General features: G+C 62.8%; 20 protein-coding genes. 16 read left to right on the top strand and 4 right to left on the bottom strand.

The genetic code is table 11. The features are described from left to right. Positions 1–27: 27 nt before the first annotated feature. From bamA to G486_RS0112350, 12 genes are all read left to right on the top strand, one after another. Positions 28–2325: an outer membrane protein assembly factor BamA gene (bamA, locus tag G486_RS0112295; RefSeq protein WP_027015811.1), complete on the top strand. Its 2298-nt coding sequence runs from the start codon at positions 28–30 to the stop codon at positions 2323–2325. Next, positions 2325–2828 carry an OmpH family outer membrane protein gene (locus G486_RS0112300; RefSeq protein ID WP_027015812.1) on the top strand — a complete coding sequence of 168 codons (504 nt, stop codon included), beginning with the start codon at positions 2325–2327 and terminating at the stop codon, positions 2826–2828. Before bamA ends, G486_RS0112300 begins: the two co-directional genes overlap by 1 nt. A gap of 21 nt (positions 2829–2849) precedes the next feature. Next, the gene (gene lpxD / locus G486_RS0112305; RefSeq protein ID WP_027015813.1) at positions 2850–3848 is read left to right on the top strand and encodes a UDP-3-O-(3-hydroxymyristoyl)glucosamine N-acyltransferase; all 999 of its coding nucleotides are present in this window, start codon (positions 2850–2852) and stop codon (positions 3846–3848) included. Further along, on the top strand, positions 3848–4288 hold the full coding sequence (gene fabZ / locus G486_RS0112310) for a 3-hydroxyacyl-ACP dehydratase FabZ (protein ID WP_027015814.1): 441 nt from the start codon (positions 3848–3850) through the stop codon (positions 4286–4288). The genes lpxD and fabZ overlap by 1 nt, the downstream gene beginning before the upstream one ends. A 21-nt stretch (positions 4289–4309) precedes the next feature. Beyond that, the gene (gene lpxA, locus G486_RS0112315; RefSeq protein ID WP_407059797.1) at positions 4310–5092 is read left to right on the top strand and encodes an acyl-ACP--UDP-N-acetylglucosamine O-acyltransferase; all 783 of its coding nucleotides are present in this window, start codon (positions 4310–4312) and stop codon (positions 5090–5092) included. 5 nt (positions 5093–5097) lie between these two features. Continuing rightward, positions 5098–6321, top strand: coding sequence for a lipid-A-disaccharide synthase (gene lpxB / locus G486_RS0112320; RefSeq protein WP_084455240.1), 1224 nt, complete (start codon positions 5098–5100; stop codon positions 6319–6321). Next, positions 6284–6988: a ribonuclease HII gene (rnhB, locus tag G486_RS22205; RefSeq protein WP_211233784.1), complete on the top strand. Its 705-nt coding sequence runs from the start codon at positions 6284–6286 to the stop codon at positions 6986–6988. Before lpxB ends, rnhB begins: the two co-directional genes overlap by 38 nt. A 77-nt stretch (positions 6989–7065) precedes the next feature. Then, positions 7066–7857, top strand: coding sequence for a TrmH family RNA methyltransferase (locus G486_RS0112330; RefSeq protein ID WP_027015817.1), 792 nt, complete (start codon positions 7066–7068; stop codon positions 7855–7857). 175 nt (positions 7858–8032) lie between these two features. Beyond that, positions 8033–9208, top strand: coding sequence for a glutamine-hydrolyzing carbamoyl-phosphate synthase small subunit (gene carA / locus G486_RS0112335; RefSeq protein ID WP_027015818.1), 1176 nt, complete (start codon positions 8033–8035; stop codon positions 9206–9208). After that, entirely contained in the window at positions 9208–12447 is a 3240-nt protein-coding gene (gene carB, locus G486_RS0112340) for a carbamoyl-phosphate synthase large subunit (protein ID WP_027015819.1), read from the top strand. The genes carA and carB overlap by 1 nt, the downstream gene beginning before the upstream one ends. A gap of 203 nt (positions 12448–12650) precedes the next feature. Further along, a complete protein-coding gene (gene greA / locus G486_RS0112345) occupies positions 12651–13127 on the top strand; it encodes a transcription elongation factor GreA (RefSeq protein ID WP_027015820.1) in 477 nt (158 codons plus the stop codon). 20 nt (positions 13128–13147) lie between these two features. Continuing rightward, complete coding sequence (locus G486_RS0112350; protein ID WP_034387527.1) at positions 13148–13588, top strand: DUF4149 domain-containing protein; 441 nt, start codon at positions 13148–13150, stop codon at positions 13586–13588. A gap of 75 nt (positions 13589–13663) precedes the next feature. On the opposite strand, the gene G486_RS0112355 is transcribed toward G486_RS0112350, so the two are convergent. Both G486_RS0112355 and G486_RS0112360 read right to left on the bottom strand, forming a co-directional pair. Continuing rightward, a complete protein-coding gene (locus G486_RS0112355) occupies positions 13664–14368 on the bottom strand; it encodes a glycosyltransferase (RefSeq protein WP_245587309.1) in 705 nt (234 codons plus the stop codon). A 127-nt stretch (positions 14369–14495) separates the two neighbouring features. After that, positions 14496–14969, bottom strand: a complete 474-nt coding sequence (locus G486_RS0112360) for a YhbY family RNA-binding protein (RefSeq protein WP_027015823.1) — start codon at positions 14967–14969, stop codon at positions 14496–14498. Between the two features lie 31 nt (positions 14970–15000). Here G486_RS0112360 and G486_RS0112365 point away from each other — a divergent pair, with 31 nt between their 5' ends. The 4 genes from G486_RS0112365 to glmM all read left to right on the top strand — a co-directional run bounded on the left by G486_RS0112365 (position 15001) and on the right by glmM (position 20138). After that, on the top strand, positions 15001–15654 hold the full coding sequence (locus G486_RS0112365) for an RlmE family RNA methyltransferase (protein WP_027015824.1): 654 nt from the start codon (positions 15001–15003) through the stop codon (positions 15652–15654). A 250-nt stretch (positions 15655–15904) separates the two neighbouring features. Further along, entirely contained in the window at positions 15905–17827 is a 1923-nt protein-coding gene (gene ftsH / locus G486_RS0112370) for an ATP-dependent zinc metalloprotease FtsH (RefSeq protein ID WP_027015825.1), read from the top strand. Between the two features lie 96 nt (positions 17828–17923). Beyond that, entirely contained in the window at positions 17924–18766 is an 843-nt protein-coding gene (gene folP / locus G486_RS0112375) for a dihydropteroate synthase (RefSeq protein ID WP_027015826.1), read from the top strand. A 37-nt stretch (positions 18767–18803) separates the two neighbouring features. After that, a complete protein-coding gene (gene glmM / locus G486_RS0112380; protein WP_027015827.1) occupies positions 18804–20138 on the top strand; it encodes a phosphoglucosamine mutase in 1335 nt (444 codons plus the stop codon). Between the two features lie 137 nt (positions 20139–20275). Here the strand turns inward: glmM and G486_RS22210 are convergent, their stop codons facing one another. Continuing rightward, entirely contained in the window at positions 20276–22120 is a 1845-nt protein-coding gene (locus tag G486_RS22210) for a sensor domain-containing protein (protein WP_084455242.1), read from the bottom strand. Positions 22121–22205: 85 nt separating this feature from the next. Next, positions 22206–23147, bottom strand: a complete 942-nt coding sequence (locus G486_RS0112390; protein WP_027015828.1) for a Ppx/GppA family phosphatase — start codon at positions 23145–23147, stop codon at positions 22206–22208. Positions 23148–23448 lie beyond the last annotated feature (301 nt).

Raw genomic sequence — 23448 nt, forward strand, 5'->3', positions numbered from 1 at the left:
CAAGCTGCAGCGGCGGCAACTCCATTCATGAACAAATCCATTAATCGCCTGGGCGTGCGCACTGCAACTGCCCTGGCTGCCATGATTTTGGCCGCAAATGCGGCGTGGGCGCTGGAGCCCTTCAAGGTGCAGGACATTCGCGTAGAAGGCCTGCAGCGCGTTGAACCCGGAACCGTTTTTGCCTCCATGCCCATGCGTGTGGGCGATGAGTACAACGATGAAAAGGGCGCGGCTGCCATTCGCTCATTGTTCGCGCTGGGCCTGTTCAAGGATGTGCGCCTCGAAGCCAACGGCAATGTGCTGGTCGTCGTCGTGGAGGAGCGTCCCACGATTGCCGAGGTCAATTTCGCAGGCACCAAGGAGTTCGACAAGGACACCCTGGGCAAGGCCATGCGCGACGTGGGCCTGGCGGAAGGACGGCCCTTCGACAAGGCCCTGGCCGACCGAGCCGAGCAGGAGCTCAAGCGCCAGTACATCAACCGCAGCCTCTATGGCGCCGAGGTCGTGACCACGGTCACGCCCATCGAGCGCAATCGTGTGAACCTCACGTTCACCGTAACCGAGGGTGCGCCCGCGCGCATCAACGAAATCCACATCGTCGGCAACAAGGCCTTCAGCGAATCCACGCTCAAGGATTTGTTCGACCAGGACACCGGCAACTGGATGAGCTGGTACACCAAGTCCGACCGCTATGCGCGTAACAAGCTCAATGCCGACCTGGAGACCTTGCGCTCCTACTATCTGCAGCGCGGCTACATGGAGTTCCGGGTGGACTCCACCCAGGTCGCGATCTCGCCCGACAAGCAGACGATTTCGCTGACCGTAAACATCCATGAAGGCGAGCGCTTCGTGGTCTCGGGCGTCAAGCTCGAGGGCAACTATCTGGATCGCGACGACGAGTTCAAGTCCCTCGTCAAGATCAAGCCCGGCGAGCCCTACAACGCAGACCAGGTGGCCGAGACCACCAAGGCCTTTACCGAGCACTTCGGCAATTTCGGCTTTGCATTCGCGCGTGTGGAGGCCGTGCCCGAGATCGACCGTGCAACCAACCGCGTGGCCCTGGTGCTGCGTGCCGAACCCTCGCGCCGCGCCTATGTGCGGCGCATCAATGTGAATGGCAACAACCGCACGCGCGACGAAGTGATTCGCCGAGAGTTCCGCCAGTTCGAGGCTTCCTGGTATGACGGCGACAAGATCCGCCTGTCGCGCGACCGCGTGGACCGTCTTGGCTTTTTCACCGAGGTCAACGTCGAAACCCAGGAGGTTCCTGGCTCGCCTGACCAGGTCGACATCGTGATATCGGTGGCTGAAAAGCCCACGGGCTCGCTGCAATTGGGCGCAGGCTTTTCCAGTGCCGAGAAGGTCTCGCTGTCTTTTGGTATCAAACAGGAAAATGTGTTTGGTTCCGGTAACTATTTGGGCGTGGACGTCAATACCAGCAAATATCGTCGGACCATGGTGCTCTCGACAACGGATCCGTATTTCACGGATACGGGTATTTCGCGCACCTACGATCTGTACTATCGCACCGACAGGCCTTATTACGATGATGCGGCCTACAAGATCGTGACCTCGGGTGGTAGCGTGCGCTTCGGTGTTCCTTTCAGTGAAGTCGACACCGTGTATTTCGGCGGCGGTATCGAGCGCTCCGAAATCAAGCCCGGCACCTATTTGCCCGAGGCCTACAAGGACTATGCGGATCGGTATGGCTATACCCAGACAGGTATCCCGCTGACTCTTGGTTGGTCGCGTGACAACCGTGACAGCGCTTTGGCTCCCAATTCGGGCCTGTATCAGCGCGTGAACACAGAATGGTCGGCAGCCAGCGATGCGCGCTACGTGCGCGCCAATTATCAGATTCAGCAGTACATACCTCTGAACAAGAAGTACACCATTGCCCTGAATGGTGAGCTGGGCTGGGGTAAGGGCCTGAATGGCAGGCCGTTCCCGATTTTCAAGAACTTCTATTCGGGTGGTCTGGGCTCGGTGCGTGGTTTCGAGCAAGGCTCTTTGGGGCCGCGTGACACGGTGGAAAACCTGTCTCTCGGTGGCTCCAAGAAACTCACCTTGAACGCCGAGTTCATGATCCCATTCCCTGGCGCGGGCAATGACCGGACGCTGCGCCTGTTTACCTTCCTAGACGTGGGCAATGTCTTTGGAGAAAATCAGAGCTTTGATGTCGGTGAGCTGCGTGCCTCCACCGGTGTCGGTATCAGCTGGATTTCTCCACTCGGCCCACTGCGCCTGGCTTTTGCTCAACCTATACGTAAGCAGTCCGGAGATAGAATCCAGAGACTGCAATTCCAGATCGGAACATCCTTCTAATGAAATCTCTATCTAGCCGTTTTTCTTTGGCCGTCTTGCTCGGCGCCATGGCTGTGTCTGCTCATGCACAGGAGTTCAAGGCGGGCTTTGTCAACACTGACCGGATTTTCCGCGAGGCATCGACAGCCAAGGCTGCCCAGACCAAGCTGGAGCAAGAGTTTTCCAAGCGCGAAAAAGATCTGGTTGACCAAGGCAACGCACTCAAGAGCGCTTCGGAAAAGTTCGAACGTGAAGCCCCCACCATGTCCGAAAGCCAGCGCGTGACGCGTCAGCGCCAGCTTGTGGACCAGGACCGTGAATTCCAGCGCAAGCGCCGCGAGTTCCAGGAGGATCTGAACGCACGCAAGAACGAGGAGCTGGCCCAGGTTCTCGAGCGCGCCAACAGGGTCGTCAAGCAAGTCGCGGAAAGCGAGAAGTTCGACGTCATCCTGCAGGAGGCGGTCTACATCAATCCCAAGTACGACATCACTGACAAAGTGATCAAGGCTCTCAACGGCAAGTAAGCCTGCGCAAAGGCAAAAGTCGTGAGCGCAACGCTAGGTGCAATCCTGGACGCCCTGGGTGGCGAGTTGCTGGCAGGGCAGCGGGATACGTCCATATCCCGCATAGCCCCGCTGGATTCGGCAGGGCCAGGGGACTTGAGCTTTCTCAGCAATCCCCGTTACCGCCTGCAAATGGCCGCCTCCAAGGCGGCCTGCGTTATTGTGGCCCCCGCCATGCGCGAGGAAGCTATGGGGCGTGGTGCATGCATAGTCACGCCTGACCCCTATGCCTATTTCGCACGTGCCACGCAGTGGTGGAAGATGCATCGAAGCGGGCCTGCGCCTACGGGCGTGCACCCAAGCGCCGTCGTTCATGCGACTGCGAGCGTGCATGCCAGTGCCTATGTGGGGCCGCTGTGCGTGATCGAGGCCGGCGCGCGCATTGGTGCGGGCTCGGTGCTCAAGTCGCGTGTCACGGTGAGCGAGGGCTGCGAGATCGGCGAGCGCTGCGTGCTGCACCCGGGCGTGGTCGTGGGGGCTGATGGCTTTGGCTTTGCGCCTGATGCCGGTTCCTGGCTCAAGATCGAGCAACTGGGCCGTGTGCGCATAGGACATGACGTGGAAGTCGGCGCCAACACCTGCATCGACAGGGGCGCACTGGACGACACCGTGATCGAGGATGGCGTCAAGATCGACAACCTTGTGCAGATAGCGCACAACGTGCACATCGGTGCACATACGGTGATTGCCGGCAATACAGGCATAGCCGGCAGCGCACGCATAGGAGCACATTGCTCCATAGGCGGTGCAGCGAATATCCTGGGGCATTTGACGATCGCGGATGGAACGGTGATCTCACCCACATCCATGGTTACGCGCTCCCTACCCAAACCGGGCTTTTACACCGGCATTTTTCCATTGCAGGAAAACGCGCAATGGGAGAAGAATGCGGCCACCTTCAAGCAATTGCATGGCTTGCGAGAACGTGTGAAAAAGCTGGAACAGGCGCTGGCACAGCAGCGCGGCAATAACGGAAACTGATGATGGACATTCAAGCAATTCTCAAGCAACTGCCCCACCGCTATCCCTTTCTTCTGGTGGACCGCGTGCTGGAGCTTGAGCGCAATACGCGCATCAAGGCGATCAAGAACGTCACCTTCAACGAACCGTTCTTCACCGGGCATTTTCCCGGTCGTCCGGTCATGCCCGGCGTGCTCATCCTTGAAGCGCTGGCGCAGGCTGCCGGCCTGCTGGCCTTTGATGCCATGGGCCAGGTGCCGGACGAAAACAACATCTACTATTTCGTGGGCATTGATTCGGCGCGCTTCAAGCGTCCGGTGGTGCCCGGAGATCAGCTGGCGCTGGAGATCAGCATAGACCGCGTGCGCGGCGGCATCTGGAAGTTCAAGGCCGTGGCCAGTGTCGAGGGCGAGGTTGCGGCCGAGGCCGAGCTCATGTGCACCATGCGTCAGGTGGGTTAAGTCTTGGCAGCGGCTGAAAATCTGATTCACCCCACGGCCATCATCGATGCGGCCGCGGAGCTGGACAGCACGGTTCGCGTCGGGCCGTATGCCGTCATAGGCCCTCATGTGCGGATTGGTGCAGGGACTTCGGTGGGCGCGCATTGCGTGATCGAAGGCCACACCACCATCGGCCGAGACAACAAGATCTTCCAGTTTGCCTCGCTGGGGGCCGAGCCCCAGGATAAGAAGTACGCAGGCGAGCCCACGCGACTGGTGCTGGGCGATCGCAATCTGGTGCGTGAGTTCTGTACTTTCAATATTGGCACCGTGCAGGACAGGGGTGAGACCACCATCGGCTCGGACAACTGGCTCATGGCTTATGTGCATATCGCGCATGACTGCGTGCTGGGCAGCCATATCACCATGTCCAACAACGCCACGCTGGCGGGGCATGTGCATGTCGACGACTGGGTTACTTTGGGCGGTCTTTCTGGGGTGCACCAGTTCACCCATATCGGCGCCCATGTCATGGTAGGTTTTGCCAGCCATATCTCTCAGGATGTGCCGCCTTTTATGTTGGTGAATGGCAATCCTTTGGCTGTACGCGGATTCAACATAGAGGGCTTGCGCCGCCGTGGCTTCACGCCCGAACGACTGGCCGCGGTAAAGCAGATGCACAAGCTGCTCTATCGTCAAGGCCTGACGCTGGAGATGGCCCAGCAAAGTATTGAAGCTTTGAAGACCGACATGCCAGAAGCGGTGGCTGATATCGTCTGCATGCAGACCTTTCTGGCCGCGTCTACGCGTGGTATCGCGCGCTAATTTTTATGTCTGTTGAGAAAGCGACGCCGGTTGTGACGGATTCTCTGACTTTGCCCTCGGCAGCGGCGAAGCCTCCTTCCATTGCCATGGTGGCCGGCGAGGCCTCGGGCGATCTGCTGGCCTCGCTGCTGCTGGACGGCCTGCGTGAGCGCTGGCCGCAGGCCCAATCCATGGGTATTGGCGGCGCAGCCATGCAAGAGCGCGGCTTTGAGGCCTGGTGGCAATCCGAGCGCCTGGCCGTGCACGGCTACAGCTGGGAAGTGCTGATGCGCGTGGCCGAGCTGCTGGGCATTCGCAAAAAACTGCGCCAGCGCTTGATCGCCCATCCCCCCTCGGTGTTTGTGGGTGTGGATGCGCCCGACTTCAACCTGAGGCTGGAGACCGATCTGCGCGCTGCGGGCATCAAGACCGTGCACTTTGTCTGCCCCTCGATCTGGGCCTGGCGTGCCGACCGCGTGGAAAAGATCCGCCGTGCGGCCGACCATGTGCTGTGCATTTTTCCATTCGAGCCAGAGCTGCTGGCGCAGCACGGGATCGAGGCCACCTATGTGGGCCATCCGCTGGCCAGCGTGATTCCCATGCGGCCAGACCGCCGCGCGGCAAGAGTCAGCCTGGGCCTGCCCGAAGAGGGCTTGGTGCTGGCTGTGCTGCCAGGCAGTCGGCGCTCCGAAGTGCGCCACCTGGCTCAACGCTTCTTCAAGGCTGCAGCACTTGTCAAGCAAGCGCTTCCAGCTATCAATATCGTAGTGCCTGCCGTGCCGGCCCTGATGGATGAGATTCTGGCGATTGCGACGCAGACGCAGATGGCCGAGAAGATGCACATCATCCGCGGACGCTCGCATGAGGTGCTCGCGGCCTGCGACGTAACCCTGATCGCCAGCGGAACCGCCACCCTGGAGGCTGCGCTCTACAAGCGGCCCATGGTCATCTCCTACAGCATGCACCCCTTGAGCTGGCGCATGATGCGGCGCAAGCAATTGCAGCCCTGGGTAGGCCTGCCGAATATTCTTTGTCGCGACTTCGTCGTGCCCGAGCTGCTGCAGGATGCGGCAACGCCCGAGGCCTTGAGCGCGGCCCTGCTGCAATGGCTTGCTGCCTGCGAGCACTCCCCTTCAATCATCGAAGCGCTGGAACAGCGCTTCACGGCGCTGCATCATGAGCTGCAGCGCGATACAGCCCAACTGGCCGCACATGCCATCGAAAAAGTCATTGCCTCCCACCCGGTCTGAACAGGCCATCCTGCCCTGGCATCCGCCGGGGCTGGTTGCGGGCGTGGACGAGGCCGGGCGCGGACCTCTGGCCGGCCCTGTCGTGGCCGCTGCCGTCATCCTGGATGAGCTCAATCCCATCGAAGGCCTGAACGACTCCAAGAAACTCACGGCTGCGCGCCGTGACATGCTCTACGACCAGATTCGCGCCAAGGCCTTGTGCTGCTCAATTGCCGAGGCCAGCGTGGAGGAGATCGACCGCCTCAACATCCTGCAGGCCACCATGCTGGCCATGCGCCGCGCCGTCATGGGCCTGCGCCTCAAGCCCGTGCTGGTGCTGGTCGACGGCAACCAGTTGCCCGTGCTCAATGTGCAGGCCGAGGCCATCGTCAAGGGCGATGCGCTGGTGCAGGCGATCTCGGCGGCCTCGATTCTCGCCAAGGTCACGCGTGACCGCTGGTGCGAGCGGCTGCACGAACGCTTTCCGCAATACGGCTTTGACGGCCACAAGGGCTATGGCACGGCCGCGCATCTGGCTGCATTGTCCGAGCATGGGGCCTGCATAGAGCACCGGCGCTCGTTTGCGCCCGTGGCGCGTGTGCTGGCGCCGGCTGCCATACCGGCTTGCGTGGTGTCGCCCAGGCGGCGCAGCCTGCCCGAGCCCGTGGCGCTGGGCCTGGGTCTTTAGTCTTTAGTACCTGCTCGCCGGGCGAGCCTGTCTCGCACCCTGGTGCGCTGCTCCTCATTCTTGCCCCGATATTTACCATGAGCCGTCCCATTTCTCCCGTTCTGATTCAGTCCCGCGACAACGCCTTGGTCAAGGATTTGCGGCGCCTGTCCCAGGACAGTGCTGCCTATCGCAAGCAGGGCCGGGTCTGGCTTGAAGGCGACCATCTGTGCCGCGCAGCCCTGGCGCGAGGCCTCAAGCCAGAGGTGGCCGTGTTTGCAGAGTCTTTCTGGCCTCAAGCGCCCCAGGAGTGGGCGCAGGCAGCTGGCAAAGTCATAGTGCTGGGTGACAAGCTGTTTGCCGAGATCAGCTCCCTGGAATCGCCTGCATGCATGGGCTATCTCATGGACTGGCAGGGCGTGGGCGAGCTGCGCAGGGGCGTGGCCACCGTGGTGCTGGACCGCGTGCAGGATGCCGGCAATGTGGGCTCGATCCTGCGCAGTGCTTCGGCCTTTGGCTTTGAGCAGGTGCTGGCGCTCAAGGGGACGGCTGCACTGTGGAGTCAGAAAGTGCTGCGTGCCGGCATGGGGGCGCACTTCGGCCTGCACCTGGTCGAGTCTGCATCGCATGAGGATGTTCCAGCCCTGGGGCTGCCCTTGCTGGTGACCAGCTCTCATGAGGGCGAGCTCATAGAGCGCACCGCCTTGCCCTGGCCCTGCGCCTGGGCCATGGGCCATGAAGGGCAGGGCGTGGGCCAGGCCTTGATGCAGCAGGCCGGCCTGTTCATACGCATAGGCCAGCCCGGGGGCGAGGAGTCGCTGAACGTGGCGGCTGCAGCCGCGATCTGCCTGCACGCGAGCAGTATTTCCCGAGCGGTTTGCGAGGGTTGATACCCAGGTCAGGCTCGCGGCCGAGGTCGCAGCAGCCTATAATGGGCGGCTTTCAAGCATTCCAACTACGCCTAGCGAAGCTTCCTCGCCACCCCCCGCAGACAAGCCATGACCTCAGAGCAGCGCGCCTGAGGCCCAGCTGGGCGTAACCGCAATTGAAAAAACGGAGAACCCAGTGCTTTTGTCTCTCAAGGGAGAATTCCCATCCGCCATTCTGGCGCTCGCAGACGGCACGGTCTTTATTGGCAATTCCATTGGCGCGCAAGGCGCCACTAGCGGCGAGGTGGTGTTCAACACCTCCATCACCGGCTACCAGGAAATCCTCACCGACCCCAGCTATTGCCAGCAGATCGTCACCCTGACCTATCCCCATATCGGCAACTACGGCGTCAACGCCGAGGACATGGAGTCCGACAAGGTGCGCGCTGCAGGTCTGGTCATCAAGGATTTGCCGCTGCTGGCCAGCAACTTCCGCCTGGAGCAGACTCTGCCCGAGTTCCTCAAGGCCAAGAACACGGTGGCGATTGCCAATATCGACACGCGCAAGCTCACGCGTCTGCTGCGCAGCAAGGGCTCGCAAAACGGCTGCATCATGGGCCTGGCCCAAGGCGAGGAAGTCAGCCAGGCACGCATCGACGAAGCGCTTGCCAAGGCGCGCAGCGCTCCCAGCATGGCTGGTCTGGATCTGGCCAAGGTGGTCAGCACCGACAAACCCTATGCCTGGACCCAGACCGAATGGCAGCTGGGCGAAGGCTTTGGCCAGATGGATGCGCCGCGTTTTCATGTCGTGGCCTATGACTTCGGTGTCAAGCAGAACATTTTGCGCATGCTGGCCCAGCGCGGCTGCAGGCTGACCGTGGTGCCGGCCCACACAAGCGCGGCCGAGGTGCTGGCGCTCAAGCCCGATGGCGTGTTCCTCTCCAACGGCCCTGGCGACCCGGAACCCTGCGACTACGCGATCGAAGCCGCCAAGACCTTGATCGAGTCCGGCCTGCCTGTGTTCGGCATCTGCCTGGGCCACCAGATCATGGCCCTGGCCTCGGGCGCCAGGACGTTCAAGATGCCCCATGGTCATCATGGCGGCAACCATCCGGTCAAGAACCTGGACAACGGCCATGTGAGCATCACCAGCCAGAACCACGGCTTTGCCGTGGACATGGCCTCGCTGCCCGCCAATGTGCGCCCCACGCATGTCAGCCTGTTCGACGGCACGCTGCAAGGCCTGGAGCGCACGGACAAACCTGCCTTCAGCTTCCAGGGCCACCCCGAGGCATCGCCCGGCCCCAACGACATCGCCTACCTGTTCGAGCGTTTCACCGCGTCTATGGCTGCAACCCAGGAGAACAAATAATGCCAAAGCGCACCGACATCAAAAGCGTTCTGATCATCGGCGCCGGTCCCATCGTGATCGGCCAGGCCTGTGAGTTCGACTACTCGGGCGTGCAGGCCTGCAAGGCGCTGCGCGAAGAGGGTTACAAGGTCATTTTGATCAACAGCAACCCCGCGACCATCATGACCGACCCGGCCACGGCCGACGTCACCTACATCGAGCCCATCACCTGGCAGACGGTGGAGAAGATCATCGCCAAGGAGCGCCCCGACGCCATCCTGCCCACCATGGGCGGCCAGACCGCGCTGAACTGCGCGCTGGACCTGTGGAAGCACGGCGTGCTGGACAAGTACCAGGTCGAGCTGATCGGCGCCAAGCCCGAGGCCATCGACAAGGCCGAAGACCGCCTGAAGTTCAAGGACGCCATGACCAAGATCGGTCTGGGCTCGGCGCGCTCGGGCATTGCCCACTCCATGGAAGAGGCCTGGGAAGTGCAGCGCAACGTGGGCTTTCCCACGGTGATCCGCCCCAGCTTCACGCTGGGCGGCACGGGCGGCGGCATTGCCTACAACCCCGAAGAGTTCGAGACCATCTGCAAGCGCGGCCTGGAGGCCTCGCCCACCAACGAGCTGTTGATCGAAGAGTCGCTCCTGGGCTGGAAAGAGTACGAGATGGAAGTCGTGCGCGACAAGGCCGACAACTGCATCATCGTCTGCTCCATCGAGAACCTGGACCCCATGGGCGTGCACACGGGTGACTCCATCACCGTGGCCCCGGCCCAGACGCTGACCGACCGCGAATACCAGATCATGCGCAACGCCAGCCTGGCCGTGCTGCGCGAGATCGGCGTGGACACGGGCGGCTCCAACGTGCAGTTTTCGGTGAATCCCGCCGACGGTCGCATGATCGTCATCGAGATGAATCCCCGCGTCTCGCGCTCCTCGGCCCTGGCCTCCAAGGCCACGGGCTTCCCGATTGCCAAGATCGCGGCCAAGCTGGCCGTGGGCTTTACGCTGGACGAGCTCAAGAACGACATCACGGGCGGTGCCACGCCGGCTTCGTTCGAGCCCTCGATCGACTACGTGGTCACCAAGATCCCGCGTTTTGCGTTCGAGAAGTTCCCGGCTGCCGACAACCGCCTGACCACGCAGATGAAGTCCGTGGGCGAGGTCATGGCCATGGGCCGCACCTTCCAGGAGTCCTTCCAGAAAGCCCTGCGTGGCCTGGAAGTCGGCGTGGACGGCATGAACGAGAAGACCCAGGACCGCGAGATCCTGGAAAAGGAGCTGGGCGAGCCCGGTCCCGATCGCATCTGGTATGTGGGCGACGCCTTCGCGGCCGGCTGGACGCTGGACGAAGTGCACAACATCACCAAGATCGACAAGTGGTTCCTGGTGCAGATCGAAGAGATCGTGAAGATCGAGCTCGACCTGGACAAGCACTTCGAGGCGCATGGCGACAAGGCCTTGGCGCTGCTGGATGCGGCCACGCTGCGCACCTTGAAGCAAAAAGGCTTCTCCGACCGCCGCCTGGCCAAGCTCTTGCACACCACGGACAAGGCCGTGCGCGACGCACGCAAGGCCCTGAAGGTGCGCCCCGTGTACAAGCGCGTGGACACCTGCGCGGCCGAGTTCGCCTCCAACACCGCCTACATGTACTCCACCTATGACGAGGAGTGCGAGGCCGAGCCCACCGACAAGAAGAAGATCATGGTGCTGGGCGGTGGCCCCAACCGCATCGGTCAGGGCATCGAGTTCGACTACTGCTGCGTGCACGCCGCCATGGCCATGCGCGAAGACGGCTACGAAACCATCATGGTCAACTGCAACCCCGAGACCGTGTCCACCGACTACGACACCTCGGATCGCCTGTACTTCGAGCCGCTGACGCTGGAAGACGTGCTGGAGATCGTGGCCGTCGAAAAGCCCGAAGGCGTGATCGTGCAGTACGGCGGCCAGACGCCTTTGAAGCTGGCCCTGGGCCTGGAAAAGGAAGGTGTGCCCATCATCGGCACCTCGCCCGACATGATCGACGCAGCCGAAGACCGCGAGCGCTTCCAGAAGCTGCTCAACAAGCTGGGTCTGCGCCAGCCGCCCAATGCCACGGCGCGTACCGAAGCCGAGGCGCTGGAGAAGGCCTCGGGCCTCGGCTATCCGCTGGTCGTGCGCCCCAGCTATGTGCTGGGCGGCCGCGCCATGGAAATCGTGCACGAGCAGCGCGACCTGGAGCGCTACATGCGCGAGGCCGTCAAGGTCAGCAATGACTCGCCCGTGCTGCTGGACCACTTCCTGTCCAACGCCATCGAGTGCGATGTGGACTGCGTGCGCGACAACACCGGCGCCGTATTCATCGGCGGCGTGATGGAGCACATCGAGCAAGCCGGCGTGCACTCTGGTGACTCCGCCTGCTCGCTGCCGCCTTACTACCTGAAGCCCGAGACCGTGGCCGAGATCAAGCGCCAGACTGCGGCCATGGCCGAAGGCCTGAACGTGGTGGGCCTGATGAACGTGCAGTTCGCGATCCAGGAAACCGAAGCCGGCGACGTGATCTATGTGCTGGAAGTCAACCCCCGTGCCTCGCGCACCGTGCCCTTTGTCTCCAAGGCCACGGGCATACAGCTGGCCAAGGTGGCCGCGCGCTGCATGGTCGGCCAGAGCCTGGCCAGCCAGGGCGTGGGCAAGGAGGTGACGCCGCCTTACTTCAGCGTCAAGGAAGCCGTCTTCCCCTTCGTGAAGTTCCCCGGCGTGGACACCATTCTCGGCCCCGAGATGAAGTCCACCGGTGAAGTCATGGGCGTGGGCAAGACCTTTGGCGAAGCTTTTGTGAAGAGCCAGCTGGGCGCGGGCGTCAAGCTGCCCACCGAAGGCAAGGTCTTCCTCACCGTGAAGAACGCCGACAAGCCGCGCGCCGTGGCCGTGGCCAAGGATCTGGCGGCCATGGGTTTTGCGCTGTGCGCCACGCGCGGCACGGCGGCTGCGATTGCGGAGGCCGGCATCGCCGTGCAGGTGGTCAACAAGGTCGCCGAAGGCCGCCCCCACATCGTGGACATGATCAAGAACGGCGAGATCGCCATGGTCATCAACACCGTGGAAGAGCGTCGCAACGCCATCGTGGACTCGCGCGCCATACGCACGAATGCACTGCAGGCCCGCGTGACAACCTTCACCACCATCTTCGGTGCCGAAGCTGCGGTCGAAGGCATGCAGTCCATGGGCAGCATGGACGTGCATTCGGTGCAGGAGCTGCACGCCCAGCTCTGAGGGGTGGTTCTGTCCGCTGCCTGACAAGGCCGTGGGTTTTACTGGACGCATGCCTGGGTAAACGCGGCATAATCCGGTGAACGACTCGATGAAACCGCCGCGCGGCAACGTGCGGCGGTTTGCTTTTGGGGTGCGGCCACCCAAGGCCAGCGCCAAAACAGGCCGCGCGCTGCGCGGCGTTTGTTGAACATGGAGACTTCTCAATGGCCACCATTCCCATCACCAAGCGTGGAGCCGAAAAGCTCAAGGACGAGCTGCAACGCTTGAAGACCGTGGAGCGCCCTGCGATCATCCAGGCGATTGCGGAAGCGCGCGCCCAGGGCGATCTCAGCGAAAACGCCGAATACGAGGCTGCCAAGGACCGCCAGGGCTTTATCGAAGGCCGCATCGCCGAGGTCGAAGGCAAGCTGTCGGCGGCGCAAGTCATCGACCCCACGGCGCTGGACGCAGGAGGACGCGTGGTCTTCGGGGCCACCGTGGAGCTGGAGGACGAGGACAGCGGCGCAGCCGTGACCTACCAGATCGTGGGCGAAGATGAGGCCGATCTCAAGCAGGGGCTGATCAACGTCTCCAGCCCCATCGCGCGCGCGCTCATCGGCAAGGAAGAGGGCGATATGGCCGAAGTCCAGGCTCCGGGCGGCCTGCGCCGCTACGAAGTGGTGTCGGTGCGCTACCTCTGAGCTGAACGCGAAGGGCCTACATGCTGTATGCACGCCTTCCCCTGCTGGCCGCTGCCCTCTGGTGGGGCAGTCTCTCTGCCATAGGCTTCATGGCCGTGCCCATGCTGTTTGCGAACCTGCCCTCGCCAGCCCTGGCCGGTTATATGGCAGCCAAGCTGTTTGCTGCGCAGACCTGGGTTTCGATAGCGTGTTGCGCGCTGCTGTTGGTGATTGCAAAGCGAAAACATGCGCAAACCATGGAACCATGGGCGCAAGCAGCTATCGTTTTTGTTATTGCCGGCATGCTGCTGGCCTTGCTCGTGCAGTACGGCGTCTCGCCGCGCATCGTGGCGCGCGAGAACCTCAAGCTCTGGCACAGCCTGGGCACGGTCATGTATGGCGTGCAATGGCTTTGCGCCCTGGTCGTGCTGTGGCGCACGGCTGGCGCTGCAAGGGCTGGTGCTCAGCAAAGTCACGACTGAGGCTTCGCAGGCCCCAGGGAAAAGGCCCGCAGATTGCGGGCCTTTTGCATGCGGGATGTCGCTGGGGCGGCGAGTTTATTCGTGCCAGTGCTCGGCGACCCAGGTCGCGGGCTTGATGAAGCGAAAGCGCCGGTTGCGTCGCCCGGCCAGGGCATCGGGCGGATTGCACTCGCCGTGAAAGATCACGATGCGCGCGCCTTCGGGAACGAACGGAGCCTTCCAGTAGTTCGTGGGCCAGCCGGGAATGCAGTGGTACTTGAAGCTCGGGCACCAGCTCGCAGGCCAGTACTTGAGCTTGCCCTCTTTGTGCAGCATGTCCGACAGATAGGCCTGCTCGTTGCGGTAGTTCTTGCGGATCTCTTCGAAGTGGCCGCGAAAGTGCTCAAGCACCTCGGGATGGGCGCCGAGCTCGAAGCGGTAGACCGAGGAGTTGCCCGTGATGCGCCAGGGACGCTTGTAGTCGTGGATGATGAGGAATTCGCCGGGCTCGGTGAAGAAATCGTCGAGCGCGCCGGTGATCACCACGTCCACATCGAGGAACAAGGCCGTGCCCTTGAGGCCGTGCAGATCGGCGCTGAAGGTGGCCAGCTTGTTCCAGCCGCGCTCGGGAATGCCCGCAGGCAGATTGAGCGAGGGGATGGGATAGCACTCGACCTCGGGCCTAATCCCTGCGCCATCATCGGTGAGGCAAACCAGGCGAAAATCACCCCGCAAATGCCTGCGCACCATGGCATAGAGCCGGTTGACATATTCGGGGCCATATTTCTTGCCCCATTTCATGCAGATCACAAAACGCTGCGTGGCGTTGGCGGGCTGTGTGCTGGGGGCGGTGCTGGGTGCGTTGGAGTTCACGTCGGCGGCAATCAAATCTGCTTTCTGGTCAGGGGTCGGTGGCGCAGGGGCGTGCTTAGTCGGCCTGGCGCTTCTTGATGGATTTTTGCTTGGGCTTGGCGCGCTTGACCTGGCCACCGGCCGTGAGGCGCTGGTTGCCAAGCACGCGGATCTGCTTGATCTCGGGCTTCTGGCCGCCGCGCTTGCTGAACTTGAGCACCTTGACATCGCGCGGACCTGGCATGCGGTCTTCATTGACGGTCTTGGCTTTCTCGGGGACTGGGCGCCACAGCACGAGCAGCTTGCCAATGTGCTGAATGGGTGCGGCGCTGAGTTCCTCGCACAGTTGCAGATGGATTTGCTCGCGTGCGGCGCGATCGTCGTTGAAGACGCGGACCTTGATCAGCCCGTGGGCGTTGAGGGCTGCGTCGACTTCCTTTTGCACGGCGGGCGTGAGACCGTCGCCGCCGATGAGGACGACAGGGTCCAGATGGTGCGCATCGGCACGATGTTCACGGCGTTCGGCCGTAGTCAATTGAATTTGGGGCATGGCCGTATTATCGAGGCTGAAAGAATCCAGCATGAAATCTCAGACGAAAAGCAAGAAGGTCAACAAGGCTTGGCTTCACAGCCACATCAACGATCCCTATGTCAAAGCCGCCCAAAAGGATGGCTACCGGGCGCGTGCAGCATACAAGCTCAAGGAGATAGACGAGCAGCTCAAGCTCATACGCCCGGGCCATACGGTGGTTGATCTGGGCTGCGCGCCCGGTGCCTGGAGCCAGTATCTGCGCCGGCGCCTGTCGCCCGACGGGGCCGCTGTCGGCCAGCTCAACGGGCGCATCATCTCGCTTGACCTGCTGCCCATGGAGCCCATCGAGGACGTGCTCTATATACAGGGCGATTTTCGCGAAGAGGCCGTGCTGGCCCAGCTTGAAGAGGCCATGCAGGGCAGCAAGGCCGATGTGGTGGTCTCGGACATGGCGCCCAACCTCTCGGGCAATGCGTCCACCGATGCGGCTCGCGTGGCCCATTTGATCGAGCTGGCGGTTGATTTCTCCTGCCAGCATATGAAAACCGAAGGCGCGTTGGTCGTGAAGCTGTTCCATGGCAGCGGCTACAACGAGCTGGTCGAGCTCTTTCGACAGACCTTCAAACTGGTGAAGCCCATCAAGCCCAAGTCCTCGCGCGACAGGTCAGCCGAGATTTTTCTGGTCGGTATCGGGCTGAAATAAGGGCTGGAGCCACTTTTCGAGCCCTGTGCGACCCAAAACCGCATGCCATCTATGGCCGCGATGAAGGGGTTTCATAGCTGTAGCGCTTGAAAGACCTAAAATGGACCGTAAATAGGCATTGCCAGCTGCATGCTGCTTTATCTGTTGGAACTTGCGCAGACAAGAAGGCAAGCATGGCGCGCCCTCGGCCAGCAGCTTGCCCTGTCTGGATTTGCACAAGTCGTGTCTGTATTCCTCATTGGAGCCCCGCTTGAACAATCAGTGGTTTTCTAAAATTGCCGTCTGGCTGGTCATCGCCATGGTGCTGTTTACGGTGTTCAAACAGTTTGACACCCGTGGTGCCGTAGGCGCATCCCATGTCGGCTACTCCGATTTCCTGGAAGAAGTGCGCAATAACCGCATCAAGAGCGCCACTATTCAGGAAGGCCCCGGTGGTACGGAAATCGTGGCCACGACCAATGACGATCGCAAGCTGCGCACCACGGCCACCTATCTGGACCGTGGTCTGGTGGGCGACCTGATCAACAACAACGTCAAGTTCGACGTCAAGCCGCGCGAAGAAGGCTCGCTGCTCATGACCTTGCTCGTGAGCTGGGGCCCGATGCTACTTTTGATCGGTGTCTGGGTGTACTTCATGCGCCAGATGCAGGGCGGCGGAAAGGGCGGTGCCTTCAGCTTCGGCAAGTCCAAGGCGCGCATGCTCGACGAGAACAACAACACCGTGACCTTTGCCGACGTGGCCGGCTGCGACGAGGCCAAGGAAGAGGTCAAGGAGGTCGTGGACTTTCTGAAAGACCCCAACAAGTTCCAGAAGCTGGGTGGCCGCATTCCGCGCGGCCTGCTGCTGGTGGGCCCTCCCGGCACCGGCAAGACGCTGCTGGCCAAGTCGATTGCGGGCGAGGCCAAGGTGCCTTTCTTCTCGATCTCGGGTTCTGACTTCGTGGAAATGTTCGTCGGCGTGGGCGCGGCCCGTGTGCGCGACATGTTCGAAAACGCCAAAAAGAACGCGCCCTGCATCATCTTCATCGATGAAATCGACGCCGTGGGCCGCCAGCGTGGCGCAGGCCTGGGTGGCGGCAACGACGAGCGCGAGCAGACGCTGAACCAGATGCTGGTGGAGATGGACGGCTTCGAAACCAATATGGGCGTGATCGTGGTGGCTGCCACCAACCGCCCCGACATTCTGGATGCCGCCCTGCTGCGTCCCGGTCGTTTCGACCGCCAGGTCTATGTGACCCTGCCCGATGTGCGCGGCCGCGAGCAGATTCTCAATGTGCACATGCGCAAGATTCCTGTGGCCCAGGATGTGAATCCCAACATCATCGCGCGTGGCACGCCCGGCATGTCGGGCGCCGATCTGGCCAACCTCTGCAACGAGGCCGCCTTGATGGCTGCGCGTCGCAACGCACGCACCGTGGAGATGCAGGACTTCGAAAAGGCCAAGGACAAGATCATCATGGGCCCGGAGCGCAAGTCCATGGTCATGCCCGAGGAAGAGCGCCGCAACACGGCCTACCACGAGGCAGGCCACGCGCTGATCGGCAAGCTGCTGCCCAAGTGCGATCCTGTGCACAAGGTCACCATCATCCCGCGTGGTCGCGCTCTGGGCGTGACCATGAGCCTGCCCGAGAAGGACCGCTACTCCTACGACAAGGAGTTCATGCTCAACCAGATCGCCATGCTGTTCGGTGGCCGTATTGCCGAAGAAGTGTTCATGCACCAGATGACCACGGGCGCGTCCAACGACTTCGAGCGAGCCACGCAGATTGCGCGCGACATGGTCACGCGCTACGGCATGACGGATGCGCTGGGCCCCATGGTCTATGCCGAGCAGGAGGGCGAGCCCTTCCTGGGGCGCTCCATGAGCAAGTCCAGCAACATCAGCGAAGAGACCATGCAAAAGGTCGATGCCGAGGTGCGCCGCATCATCGATGAGCAGTACACGCTGGCGCGCAAGCTGATCGAGGACAACTCGGACAAGATGCACGCCATGGCCAAGGCCATGCTCGAATGGGAAACCATTGATGCCGAGCAGCTCGACGACATCATGGCCGGCAAGGCGCCGCGCCCGCCCAAGGACTGGGTGCCGCGCAATCCTCCGTCTTCCGATGACGGCAACTCCTCGGGCGGAACGCCTGCGGTGGATGCGGATCCTTCGCCCACCACGGCTTGAGGCTCGGACACCATCACTCACAAAGGGCCTTGCAGGCCCTTTTTTCTTGGGTACACGCAGCCGTTGCTGCCGCGTGCCCGACATCAAGGAGATTGCATGCCGCAACAATGGCAGACCACGCGCTTTGTGCTGGATCTGAGCCGCCCCCAGGTCATGGGGATTGTGAATGTGACGCCGGATTCGTTCTCCGACGGCGGTCGTCATGCGACGGCCGGTCAGGCGCTCGCGCATGCCGAGCTGCTGCTTCAGCAGGGCGCGCATATTCTGGACATAGGCGGCGAGTCCACGCGTCCCGGCTCGCCTGCCGTGCCGCTGGATGAGGAGCTCGCGCGCGTGTTGCCCCTGGTGCGCGAGGCGGTGAAGTTGGGCGTGCCCATCTCCGTGGACACCTACAAGCCCGAGGTCATGCAGGCCGCGCTGGACCTGGGCGCAGACATCATCAACGACATCTGGGCCCTGCGCCAGCCCGGCGCGCAGCAGCTCGTGGCGGCCCATGCAAGCTGCGGCATCTGCCTCATGCACATGCATGGCACGCCGCAGAACATGCAGGTCTCGCCCATGCAGGGCGATGCCGTGCCCCAGGTGCGCGACTTTCTGCGCGAGCACAGCCAGGCTTTGATGGATCTTGGCGTGGCGCGCGAACGCGTGGTGCTGGACTACGGCATAGGCTTTGGCAAGAGCCTGGAGCAAAATTTTGCGCTGCTTGCAAGGCAGGAGGAAGTTCTGGGACTAGACTTCGCGCTTTTGGCTGGCTGGTCACGCAAGGGCTCGCTGGGGCAGGTCAGTGGACTGGGCCCGGGCGAGCGCATGGTGCCCAGCGTGGCCGCCGCCCTGCTGGCCGTGGAGCGCGGCGCACGCGTGGTGCGTGTGCACGATGTGGCGCAGACGGTGGCGGCCCTGTCGGTGTGGCAGGCCATGCAAGACAGCCAAGTGGCATGATGGCATTGTCCAGGCAAACAAAAACAAGAGGATCACTATGGCTCGCAAGTATTTTGGAACCGACGGCATTCGTGGCACGGTGGGGCGCTCGCCGATTACTCCGGACTTCGCGCTGCGCCTTGCGCATGCCGTGGGTCGTGTGCTGCGCAGCAGCGAGGAGAGGCCTCTGGTCCTCATCGGCAAGGACACGCGCATTTCCGGCTACATGCTGGAGAGCGCGCTGGAGTCGGGCTTCAACTCCGCCGGCGTGGATGTGATGCTGCTCGGCCCCTTGCCCACGCCCGGTGTGGCCTATCTCACGCGGGCCCAGCGTGCAAGCCTGGGGGTTGTGATCAGTGCAAGCCACAACCCTTACGAGGACAACGGCATCAAGTTCTTCAGCGCCCAGGGCACCAAGCTGTCCGATGCCTGGGAGCAAGAGGTCGAGCAGGCCCTGACACGGGAGCCCGAGTGGGCGGAGTCGGCCAGCCTGGGCAAGGCGCGGCGCCTCGATGATGCGGCGGGCCGCTACATCGAGTTTTGCAAGAGCAGCTTCGACCATGAGTTGTCGCTGCGCAGCCTCAAGATCGTGGTCGATGCTGCCCATGGCGCGGCCTACCAGATCGCGCCCAAGGTCTTTCACGAGCTCGGGGCCGACGTGGTCGCCATAGGCTGCGCACCCGACGGCCTCAACATCAACGAAGGCGTGGGCGCCACCCACCCCGAGGCCCTGGTGCGCACGGTGCGCGCCAACCGCGCCGACTATGGCGTGGCCCTGGATGGCGATGCCGATCGCCTGCTCATCGTCGATGCGGGCGGGCGTTTGTACAACGGCGACGAGCTGCTGTACCTGATGGCAGCCGATCGACTGGCCTGCGGCGAAGCCGTGCCCGGTGTCGTGGGCACGCTGATGACGAACATGGCGGTGGAGCTTGCGCTCAAGGACCAGGGCATGGGCTTTGTGCGTGCCAAGGTGGGCGACCGCTATGTGCTCGAGGAGCTGCACCGCCATGGCTGGAAGCTGGGCGGCGAAGGCTCGGGCCATTTGCTGGCCCTGGACAAGCACACCACGGGTGATGGCTTGATCAGTGCCTTGCAGGTGCTGCAGGCCTGCGTGCGCTCGGGCAAGAGCCTGTCGCAGTGGCTGGAGCCGGTGAAGCTCTTCCCTCAGGTGCTGCTCAATGTGCGTCTGCAGCCGGGCCAGGACTGGAAGAGCAATGCCGTGCTGGAGCAGGCGACCCAGGAGGTGACGGCCAGGCTGGGCAACACCGGTCGGGTGCTGATACGCGCCAGCGGCACCGAGCCGCTGCTGCGCATCATGGTCGAGGCGCGCGATGGCGGGCTTGCAAGCCGCTATGCCGAGGAGCTCGCAAGCGCGGCCCGCGCCGACTGACGTTCTTGCAGGCCCTGAGACCGCTCGGTGTCTGCTATCAATTGAGTTGCTGCTAGCGCTTGTCCTGCCTGGATTTCATGGTTAAAACAATCTGAAACCGAGTCAGAGATAGCGCTTGCAGCTATTGTTTTTCATGCTCAACCCTGCTCCTGCCATTCGGGGCGGAGACGCAAGAAGGCTTCGACCTCCCTGGGCGGCAGGGGGCGGCTGAAGTGATAACCCTGGGCTTCGTCACAGCCTTGTTCGCGCAGAAACTGCAGTTGGGCCGCAGTCTCCACGCCTTCGGCCGTGGTCTGCATGCCCAGGGCCTGGGCCATGCGGATGATGGCGCTCACGATGGCCCTGTCGTTGCTGTCGTGGTCCAGGTCCTGGATGAAGGACTGGTCTATCTTGAGCTTGTAGATCTGAAAGCGCTTGAGCTGACTCAGCGAGGAGTAGCCGGTGCCGAAATCGTCCATGGACAGGCGCACGCCCTGGGAGCGCAGCCGGTCCATGGTCAGCGTGGCTGCATGCGGATCGTTGACGGCCACGCCCTCGGTCAGCTCCAGCTCCAGCGCATCGGCGGGCACCTGGGTTTCCTGCAGGATGCGGTTGATGAGCTCGGGCAATTGCTGCTGGTGAAACTGGATGGCCGACAGGTTCACGGCCATCTTCAGCCCGTGCAGGCCGGCCTTGCGCCAGGCGCCCAGCTGTCGCAGGGCCTGGTTCAGCACCCATTCGCCGATCTGCAGAATCTGGCCGCTGGCCTCGGCCACGGGAATGAACTCGCCCGGCGAGACCAGGCCCAGCTCGGGGTGCTCCCAGCGCAGCAAGGCCTCTACGCTGCAGACATGGCCCGTGCTCAGCGTGACCTGGGGCTGGTAGTGCAGATACAGCTGATTGCGCTTGAGCGCGCGGCGCAGGGCGTTTTCCAGCTGCAGCGCCCGCAGCGACTGGGCCTGCATCTGCGGGGTGTAGAAGCAGTAGGTGTTGCGCCCGGCCTGCTTGGCCTGGTACATGGCGGTGTCCGCAGCCTGGGTCAGACCGTCGATGTCGCGGCCATCGCCCGGGTACAGGGCTATGCCCATGGAGGGGGCAATGGTCAGCTCGTGGCGGCCTATGTGGTAGGGCTGCAGCGATGCCTCCTGCAGCTTGCCGGCCACGCGTGCCGCGCCCTGGGCATTGGCGCCGGGCAGCAGCAGCACGAACTCGTCACCGCCGATGCGGGCCACGGTGTCGCGCTCGCGCACCACGGCGCGCAGGCGCTGGGCGATCTCCACGAGCAAGGCATCGCCTATGCGATGGCCCAGGGAATCGTTGACATGCTTGAAATGGTCCAGGTCCAGGAACATCACGGCCAGCGGCGTGCCGGCTGCACGCGCATGCTCGATCGCCAGAGCGCTGCGCTCGGCCAGCAGCGTGCGGTTGGGCAGGGAGGTCAAGGCGTCGTAGTGTGCCAGCCAGTAGATGCGCTCCTGATCCAGCTTGCGCTCGGCAATCTCGCGGTGCAGGCTCTCCACGGTGGAGCTGAGCTCGCGCGTGCGGTCCCGCACCTGCTGTTCGAGCTGTTCATGGGCCAGGCTCAGTGCGCGCTGGCTGCGCAACTGCAGGTCCATGTCGCTGATGATCCACAGCGAGCCTTCCTCGGGGCGCTCCGGATGGATCAGCCAGCCCGTGACCTTGGCCCAGAACAGGCTGCCGTTGCGCCGCTGCAACTGCATTTGGGCGCAGTGCGAGCCATGGCCCAACTGGGTCGATGTTTCCCGGGCCAGGGCCTGCAACTGCAGGTTGCCATGGGCTGGCAGCTCTTGTGCATCGGGGTGGCCCAGCATGGCGGCAAAGCATTGATTGCAGCGCACGACGCGGCCATGGCGTATGAAGACAATGCCCACCCCGGCACCGTCGGGTGCGGATGGCTGAAACTCGGTCAGCGAAAGGCTGAAAGACTCTGGCTCATGCTGCACCGATTCGGGCGCAGGCACAGGCAGCATCGGTGGGGGCATGGTGAGAAAAAGCCTGAAGAGGCTGTGGCCATGACTGGATTTACAAAGTGTAGCATCCAGTTTGCAGACGCCTGCCTGAACCGGCTCAGCCCGCCATCCCGAGCCTGTCTGCGAGCTCATGGAGCACGCCGTGCCGCAGGGCGCCATGGGTGACGCGCATGCGACTGATGCCCAGGCTGATGAACAGCGCGCGCATGAGACTGAAGCCTCCGCCGATCAAGGGGCGCTGCTCATGCTTGAGACCGCCGAGGCTGACACGGTCGATATGGCCGGCCTGCAGCAGCTCGTCGCGGATCCAGTCCAGGCCTTCGCGCGTGATCCAGCCCGTGGGCTCGCCGCTGGCGTGGGACAGGACCTTGGCAATCGCTCCCGCCGATCCCGAGGAGCCATAGGCATGCTTCCACTGTGAGGGGCCGAATGTTGCGGCATGCGGGCTGATGATCTCCAGGGCTGCGGCTTCGGCCAGGTCCAGGGTTGCCGATGTCAGCTCGCCGCTTGCAAAGTGGCGCTGCGCCCAGGTCGTGCTGCCCACCGCAAAAGACTGTACGGCCAGGGCCTGCAGCCTGCGGCCCAGGCATAGCTCGGTGGAGCGGCCACCGATATCCACCACCAGGCGGCGCTGGGTGCTGGCTGGCAGCAAAGGCGCGACGCCACGGTAGATTAGGCGCGCTTCCTCGAGGCCATCGATGACGTCGACCGGGCAGTTCAGAATCTCCTGGGCCCTGACCAGAAACTCATTGCGGTTCGAGGCTTCGCGCAGCGTCTGTGTGGCAACCACGCGCAGGCGTTCGCGCGGCAGGTTGCCGAGCACCAGCGCATAACGCTCCAGGCAGTCCCAGCCGCGCTGCATGGCGGCGGCGCTGAGTGCGCCCTGGGCATCGATTTCGCTGCCCAGGCGTATGGCCTCCTTGCGGTGGCTGAGCAGTTGCAGCCGGCCTTCGCTCCAGCGCGCCACGACCAATAGACAGCTGTTGGAGCCGATGTCGATCGCGGCCAGGCGGTGATTCGCAAAAGAGGGACGGGGCATGCGCAAGCGGGAAGCGGTGTGCCTGGGCTCAGGCATCAAAGGCTGGCAGCTTAGCATTGCCCCGGAGAAGATCGAGAGTGCGGGTCTTGTCGGTCGCCGCTTCTCCATATGGGGTGATGATTTGTGTCAACCCCGTGACGAGTTCATGGCGAGTCGTCGCATCTGTCAGGCAATGAGCGTATTGCACATGTGCCGGCCCTCGGCTCAGACCCCGGGTGTTCACTGTTATGTCATCTGCTTGTCACAAATGGAGGGCAGACTGCCGGCGACCCCGGATTGGGGGGAATTACCGGGCCGCCTG

Source organism: Comamonas composti DSM 21721 (assembly GCF_000429845.1).
GTDB classification, from domain to species: Bacteria; Pseudomonadota; Gammaproteobacteria; order Burkholderiales; family Burkholderiaceae_C; genus Comamonas; species Comamonas composti.

Excerpts from the sequence above, each read along its gene's own strand:
- G486_RS0112360 (WP_027015823.1), bottom strand. The coding sequence starts at position 14,969 with ATGCCCCAAATTCAATTGACTACGGCCGAACGCCGTGAACATCGTGCC.
- rnhB (WP_211233784.1), top strand. The coding sequence starts at position 6,284 with ATGCCATCGAAAAAGTCATTGCCTCCCACCCGGTCTGAACAGGCCATC.
- G486_RS0112390 (WP_027015828.1), bottom strand. The coding sequence starts at position 23,147 with ATGCCCCGTCCCTCTTTTGCGAATCACCGCCTGGCCGCGATCGACATC.
- glmM (WP_027015827.1), top strand. The coding sequence starts at position 18,804 with ATGGCTCGCAAGTATTTTGGAACCGACGGCATTCGTGGCACGGTGGGG.
- fabZ (WP_027015814.1), top strand. The coding sequence starts at position 3,848 with ATGATGGACATTCAAGCAATTCTCAAGCAACTGCCCCACCGCTATCCC.
- G486_RS0112300 (WP_027015812.1), top strand. The coding sequence starts at position 2,325 with ATGAAATCTCTATCTAGCCGTTTTTCTTTGGCCGTCTTGCTCGGCGCC.
- G486_RS0112330 (WP_027015817.1), top strand. The coding sequence starts at position 7,066 with ATGAGCCGTCCCATTTCTCCCGTTCTGATTCAGTCCCGCGACAACGCC.
- G486_RS0112355 (WP_245587309.1), bottom strand. The coding sequence starts at position 14,368 with ATGAAATGGGGCAAGAAATATGGCCCCGAATATGTCAACCGGCTCTAT.
- bamA (WP_027015811.1), top strand. The coding sequence starts at position 28 with ATGAACAAATCCATTAATCGCCTGGGCGTGCGCACTGCAACTGCCCTG.
- G486_RS22210 (WP_084455242.1), bottom strand. The coding sequence starts at position 22,120 with ATGCCCCCACCGATGCTGCCTGTGCCTGCGCCCGAATCGGTGCAGCAT.
- greA (WP_027015820.1), top strand. The coding sequence starts at position 12,651 with ATGGCCACCATTCCCATCACCAAGCGTGGAGCCGAAAAGCTCAAGGAC.
- G486_RS0112365 (WP_027015824.1), top strand. The coding sequence starts at position 15,001 with ATGAAATCTCAGACGAAAAGCAAGAAGGTCAACAAGGCTTGGCTTCAC.
- G486_RS0112350 (WP_034387527.1), top strand. The coding sequence starts at position 13,148 with ATGCTGTATGCACGCCTTCCCCTGCTGGCCGCTGCCCTCTGGTGGGGC.
- folP (WP_027015826.1), top strand. The coding sequence starts at position 17,924 with ATGCCGCAACAATGGCAGACCACGCGCTTTGTGCTGGATCTGAGCCGC.
- carB (WP_027015819.1), top strand. The coding sequence starts at position 9,208 with ATGCCAAAGCGCACCGACATCAAAAGCGTTCTGATCATCGGCGCCGGT.
- lpxB (WP_084455240.1), top strand. The coding sequence starts at position 5,098 with ATGTCTGTTGAGAAAGCGACGCCGGTTGTGACGGATTCTCTGACTTTG.